The 6,331-nt window shown below is 70.6% G+C and carries 6 protein-coding genes; 4 read left to right on the forward strand and 2 right to left on the reverse strand.

From position 1 onward, the window contains the following. A partial coding sequence (locus VOI19_RS11775; protein ID WP_323793153.1) for a HAMP domain-containing protein occupies positions 1-1,128 on the reverse strand: 1,128 nt, incomplete at its 3' end. Between the two features lie 158 nt (positions 1,129-1,286). Here VOI19_RS11775 and VOI19_RS11780 point away from each other — a divergent pair. The 3 genes from VOI19_RS11780 to VOI19_RS11790 all read left to right on the forward strand — a co-directional run bounded on the left by VOI19_RS11780 (position 1,287) and on the right by VOI19_RS11790 (position 5,397). Continuing rightward, positions 1,287-3,602: an acyltransferase family protein gene (locus VOI19_RS11780; RefSeq protein WP_323793154.1), complete on the forward strand. Its 2,316-nt coding sequence runs from the start codon at positions 1,287-1,289 to the stop codon at positions 3,600-3,602. Then, on the forward strand, positions 3,599-4,366 hold the full coding sequence (locus VOI19_RS11785) for a lytic murein transglycosylase (protein WP_323793155.1): 768 nt from the start codon (positions 3,599-3,601) through the stop codon (positions 4,364-4,366). Before VOI19_RS11780 ends, VOI19_RS11785 begins: the two co-directional genes overlap by 4 nt. A gap of 65 nt (positions 4,367-4,431) precedes the next feature. Continuing rightward, positions 4,432-5,397, forward strand: coding sequence for an SGNH hydrolase domain-containing protein (locus tag VOI19_RS11790; protein WP_323793156.1), 966 nt, complete (start codon positions 4,432-4,434; stop codon positions 5,395-5,397). An 85-nt stretch (positions 5,398-5,482) separates the two neighbouring features. On the opposite strand, the gene VOI19_RS11795 is transcribed toward VOI19_RS11790, so the two are convergent. Next, positions 5,483-5,905 carry a hypothetical protein gene (locus tag VOI19_RS11795; RefSeq protein WP_323793157.1) on the reverse strand — a complete coding sequence of 141 codons (423 nt, stop codon included), beginning with the start codon at positions 5,903-5,905 and terminating at the stop codon, positions 5,483-5,485. Between the two features lie 113 nt (positions 5,906-6,018). On the opposite strand from VOI19_RS11795, the gene VOI19_RS11800 reads away from it, so the two are divergent. After that, the coding region (locus tag VOI19_RS11800; protein ID WP_323793158.1) for a nuclear transport factor 2 family protein at positions 6,019-6,331 on the forward strand (313 nt) is incomplete at its 3' end.

A 6,331-nucleotide genomic window follows, 5' to 3' on the forward strand; every position in this document is an offset into this window, starting at 1 on the left:
GCCGAAGAAGCGGTTGAGGACCGCCACGACCTCCTGGGCCGGGTGGTCCGCGGCGTACGTCGTGGAGCCGACGAGGTCGACGAAGAGCACCGACACGACGATGGTGCGACCGCCGAGCTCGACCTTGCCCTCTGCGGCCGCGCGGGCGACGTCCTTGCCGACGTGTCGTCCGAAGAGGTCGCGCAGGTGCTCACGCTCGCGCAGCCCGGTGACCATCTGGTTGAACCCTGACTGCAGCTGGCCGAGCTCGGTGCCGTCGTAGACCGGCACGGCCTGGTCGAGGTCGCCTCGCTCCACGGCGAGGAGGGCGTCGCGCACCGACACCACCGGGGCCACGACCGATCGGGCGTTGAGCACGGTGATGAACAGGCCGAAGAGCAGCACCACCGAGCCGATCACGAGGACGACGACGGCGAGGCGCGTCAGCGAGGTCTGGTCGCCGGCCAGCGCGACGACCGCGGCGATCATGAGGCCGGTCAAGGGGAGGGCCGTGCCGAGCAGCCAGAAGATGACCATCCGGTCGCCTACTCCCACACCGCGCGGACGCTCGGTGAGCGGCGCCTGGGCGAGAGCTCGGGCGGCGATCGGCCGCAGCGCGAACTGGGCCTGAAGGTAGGCGACCGCGCTGACGACGAACGCGGCGATGCCGACGGTGAACAGCGTGTTGATCGCGCGGCTGGGCTGGAGCACGAGCGCGAGCAACGTGAAGAGCAGGGTGGCCCCGGCCCACAGCACGGCCTGCATCCGGGTGAGACGCAACGGCGCCCGCAGCGTGTTGGTTCGGTCGGTGTCGGTGGGCGAGCGGTCCTCGGTGACCCACCTCAGTGCCCGCAGCGTCGAGGCGGTGCCGATCGCGATGCCGAGCACGACGGCCACCAGGACGTAGACCGGGACGGCGATCGCCAGCGACAGCACGGTCGCGTCGCTGGGCGCGGGCTGGGGGAGCACGAAGGACGAGATCACGACGACGACGCCGGCGCCGATGAGGTTCGTGGTCACCAGGAGCCAGGTGAGGATCAGCTGCACCCGGACCCGCAGTCTGCGGGGGCTCAACTCGGCGGTGCCCAGCAGTCGCGAGCCGAAGGGCTCCTGCTTCGCGCGGTCGGCTGCCGTGCGCGCGGGGTCCACCGCCGAAGGGTACGACGTCGCGGGGCCCCGGTCCGGGAGACCGCCCCGGACCGACACCCATCGAGACGCCCTTTGGCTACGAAGAACACTCACGCCGCATACTGTGGGGGAGCCTCACGCGACCTGAGGTGCAGGCGAACGGCAAGGGAGGTGGACCCATGGCCTCCTTCACCATGCCCGCACGCACCGTCAGCGCGGCGGAGATCGCCGACGCCGATCGCACCCTCGCCGAGCCGAGCACGCCGAAGACCGACCCGAGCAAGACGCGCACCCGTTCGGAGTACCGCCCCGACATCGACGGCATCCGTGGCGCTGCGGCGATCATGGTGATGGGCTTCCACGCTCACGTGCCCGGCTTCGAGGGCGCCTACATCGGCCTCGACCTCTTCTTCGTGGTCTCCGGCTACGTCATCACCGGGTTGCTGATGTACGAGTACCAGCGCACCGGTGGCATCAAGTGGGGCGCGTTCTACGCCCGCCGCGCACGCCGACTGATCCCGGCCAAGGCCACGATGCTCATCGGCGTCCTGATCCTCAGCTACATCGTGGCCACGCCCACCGGCTCCCAGCAACAGACGGCCAAGTCGGCCGCAGCGGCGGCCGGCTTCGTGTCCAACTTCTTCTTCTGGCAGCAGGAGGACGTCGACTACTTCGGCCTCGAGCCAGGCACCGGCGTCCTGCTCCACACGTGGTCGCTCTCGGTGGAGGAGCAGTTCTACCTCGCGCTGCCGCTCGCGATCTTCCTGGCCTGGGTGCTGGCGCGGGTGCTGCGCACGCCCACGGTGGCGACCCTGCTGGTCACCAGCCTGGCGCTCGCCGGAGCGTCGCTGTGGCTGGCCATCTCGTGGGCGCAGACCCAGCCCACGGCCGCCTACTACCTGCCGATGAGCAGAGCGTTCGAGTTCCTGCTCGGCGTGGCGCTGGCGCTCGTCGTGCGCAAGGTGCGGCTGGCCGAGGACCTGCGCGAAGTCATGGGCCTGGCCGGGGCGGCGATCATCGCGTTCGTGCTCTGGAAGCCGATGCCGGTCGACGGCTACCCGAGCTACTGGGCCCTGTTCCCCTGCATCGCCGCGGCCCTGCTCGTCTGGGCCGGCGTCGGTGGCCCCACCGCCATCACGCGGCTGCTGTCGACCCGCTTCCTGGTCGGCCTCGGCCTGGTCTCCTACGGCTGGTACCTCTGGCACTGGCCGCTGCTCGTGCTCGGAGAGTCGCTCAACCTCGCTCCGCCGCCGCTGTGGGCCCGGATCGGGCTGGTCCTGCTCGGACTCTTCATCGCCTATCTCAGCTATCGCTTCATCGAGGGCCTCTTCTACAAGCGCTCCGGCACCGTCTCGAAGTCGAAGACCTGGGGCTCGCGACGCGTCATCATCAGCGGCGTCGTGGCGATGTCGACCGTGGCCTCGCTCTCGACCGGGGCACTCGCCCTGGCCAACGACCAGGCCACCACCCCGCGCTGGGAGACCGTCGCCGAGCAGCTCAACGACGTCCCCGAGATGCCCTCGGAGTGCCTGGGCGAGAACAGCTTCATCCCCGACAAGCCCAACCGCTGCGACCTGGTGCCGTTCGAGCCCGATCGGCCCACCGTCGTCCTCTGGGGCGACTCGCACGCCTGGATGCTCATCCCCGCCATCGAGGCCGCGGCCGAGGGCAAGGACGTCAACCTCGTCGCCTTCGTGATGGGTGCCTGCCCGCCGCTGCGCGCCCCTGACCGCGGTGGCCTGGCCTGCGCGCGCAGCAACGAGATGGCCCTCAACTTCGTCACCAAGCGCAGCGGGCGCAAGAAGCCGCCGGTGCGGGTGATCCTCAGCGCGAGCTGGCCGACCTACCTCAACGCGCTCAACCCCGTCGACCTCGACGAGCGCGCGACCGGTGGCATCAACGACGCCTACATCGAGCAGATCTCCGGGCTGTTCCGTGAGGGCACCCCGCAGCTCTTCGACGACCTGGCGCTGCTCAACGCTGACGTCGACGTCGTCGGGCCGACGCCCTTCATCCCGCGCAACGCCCCCCTCTGCGAGGCCCGGCCGCGACCGTTCTCCTGCGACGTCGATCGTGACCTGGCGATCATCGACGAGGACGGCACCGTCGCGTGGCTCGAGGAGCAGATGGAGGGCTTCACCGAGGGGTCGCGCTTCATCGACATCGCGCAGTCGCTCTGCGACGAGGACACCTGCTACGCCGAGGCCAACGGCGTCGTGAACTTCTTCGACGACAACCACATCAGTGCCGCGCTCTCGCGCCAGCTGAAGTCCTACTTCGTGCCGAGCCTGCGCGGGCTCGTCGAGCTCGACGAGTCCGGGCTCCAGGCCCGACCCCGGGTGGTCGGCGACGCCGACGCATCCTCGGGGGCCGAGGCAGCGTCCGGCCCCGACGGCGGCTCCAGCTTCTTCGAGCCCGACGAGCCCGACGAGCCCGACGAGTCCGCCGCGGCGATCGTCGGCACCGCGGCCTCAGCCACGACTGGGGCCGAGTGACGAGCCACCCTCTGCGGGCGGTCGTGGCCTTCACGGTGGCGCTGGCCGCGCTGTCGGGGGTCGCCTTCTGGCTCCAGCAGAACCTCTACGCCACGCAGCCGCTCCTGGACCTGACCCCGGCGGCCGCCGAGGCGTCGCTCGTGCCGGTGGCACCGGCCGTCGTGACCTCGTCCGACACGGACGCACAGTCCGGCTCCGGGGTGCCCGGAATCGACGAGCAGTGGCTCGACCGCACCTCCACGGCGAGTGGGGTGCCGATCACCGCTCTGCGGGCCTACGCGCGCGCCGAGCTGATGGCGCCCCGCGACTGCGGGGTCGGCTGGACGACGCTCGCCGGGATCGGGTGGATCGAGTCGCAGCACGGCCTGCTGGGCGGGCGCACCCTCATGACCGACGGGCGCTCGTCGTCGCGAATCCTCGGCCCGGCGCTCGACGGAACCGGCAACTTCGCTGCGATCCCGGCCACGGCGGAGTCACGCCGCTGGCACGGCGACCGCAGCTGGGACCACGCCTTCGGACCGATGCAGTTCATCTCGGGCACGTGGGCGAGCTGGCAGTCCGACGGTGACGGCGACGGTGTGGCCGACCCCAACGACCTCGACGACGCGGCCTATGCCGCCGCGCGCTACCTGTGCGCCGGCGGTCGTGACCTCACGGCGGCCTCGGGGTGGACGGCGGGAGTGCTGAGCTACAACAACTCGCGCAGCTATCTCGACTCCGTGCACGTGGCCGCCTCGGCCTACGCGGAGCGCACCCGCTCCTGAGAGGGCCGACCGTGGCTCCCAGAACGCCTGCGGGATCGGCCGCATGGTGGGATCATGGGGCCACCATGAACGCTCGCCCCCTCCCTCCCTTCGTGGCCGCGCTCCTCTCCGCGCTCGCCCTCGCCCTGACGACCTCGGTGCTCGTCGGTCTCACCGCTGCCCCCGCACAGGCGGTCAAGCCGAAGAACGATCACCCCACGATGCCCCGCTCGTGCGTCGACCGCGCAGACCTCATCCCGCAGGAGCCCACGCTCTGCGAGCTCAACAGCTTTGACGGCGGCCGACCCACCGTCCTGCTCTGGGGTGACTCGCACGCCTGGCAGATGATCCCGGGCCTGCGTCGCGCCGGGAACGGCAAGGACGTCAACCTCGTGGCGATCGTGATGGGTGGCTGCCCGCCGATGGACAACGCGCTCAAGGCCGGCGAGCCGGCACCGAAGTGCTACCAGGCCAACGACCTGGCGATCGACTACACGCGCGACCTCGTCGCCGCCGGCAAGGGCCACCGCGTGCTGCTGGCAGCGAGCTGGCAGCGCTACCGCCAGGCGCTCAAGGACCGCGACCGCACCTACACCGGCGAGATGGCTCGCGCCTCGCGCAAGGCCACGCCGCGACTGATGAGCACGCTGGCCGACCTGGGTGCTTCGGTCGACGTCGTCGGTCAGGTGGCCACGGTGCCGGCCGCCCGCGCCAAGTGCGCCAAGAGCAACCAGCCCTACGCCTGCAACCTGCCGCGCAACCGCGCCCTGGCCGACTCCGTCGGGACGAAGCGTTACCTGACCAAGCTGATGAAGCCGCTCGACGCCGACGCGAGCCTGATCAACGTCAACGGGTTCTTCTGCAAGGGCAAGGTCTGCCGCGGCATGGTCGGCAAGACTTACACCTGGTGGGACGACCTCCACATCAGCGCGTCGATGTCGCGCAAGCTGCATGGCTTCCTCAAGCCGACGGTCGTCGCGGCCGACGCATCGCGCCCCGGTGAGCCCAGTGGCCAGTCCGGCTGCTCGCTGCCGCTGCCGATCCTCTGCTGACCCAGCTGCCACGCCTGATCACGCACGAAGGCCCGGACCACCGCCGAGCGGGGGTCCGGGCCGTCGTGCGTGCTGGGTCTGGCGATCAGCCCTCGGGGGTGGTCTCCTCCTCGGCGGGCGGCTCCTGGTCGGCCTGGCAGGCCTCGAGCCGCTCCTGCGCCTTCGCCAAGCGCATCTGCTGGGCCTTCTTGTTGCTCTTGACCTTGTCCTTCTTGGCGCGGGCCTCCTTGAGGTCCGCCTTGGCCTGCTTGCGCTCGGCCTTGTCCTCGGCCTTGGCGGCGTCCTTCTTGGCCTTCTTCGCCTTCTTGACCTTCTCCTTCTGGGCGGCGAAGCGCTCGGTCGCGCGGTCGAGCGCCGTCTGCGCCTTGTCGACCTGAGTCTGCTGCTTCGCGCACGGCTCGGAGGAGGCGTCGGGCTTGGCGGCCGCGGCGCTGGTGGTCACCCCACCCAGCGAGGCGATCGTGAGGGCGAGAGCGGCGGCCGAGCCGGCCAGGGTGGTGCGTGTCATGGGGAGCTCCAAGGATGAGGGGGGGTGGGCGGCTCCACGATGGCACACATCGGCCGGCGACACGGCAGATCTGTCCGATCGACCAGCTCAGGCGGACTGGTTGAATGTCAGGGGTGACCCTCTTCGCCGCCGCCGAGATCACCGAGGCGTACGCCGCCCTGCACCGCCGCGTGCAGACGTACGCCGACTCCGGTGACTGGACCGACTTCGCGCTCAACTTCACCGAGGACGCCACCTACGTGGAGCACGCCTTCGGCACCTTCCACGGCCGCGACGCCATCCGGGCGTGGTCGGTGGCGACGATGACGTCGTTCCCCGGGTCGGTGATGACCAGCTTTCCGGTGGCCTGGCAGGTGGTGGACGCCGACGCTGCCCGACTGGTCTGCGAGGTGCGCAACCTGATGCCCGACCTCGGCGACGGCGACG

The organism is Nocardioides sp., assembly GCF_034670285.1.
In the GTDB taxonomy this organism is placed as follows: Bacteria; Actinomycetota; Actinomycetes; order Propionibacteriales; family Nocardioidaceae; genus Nocardioides.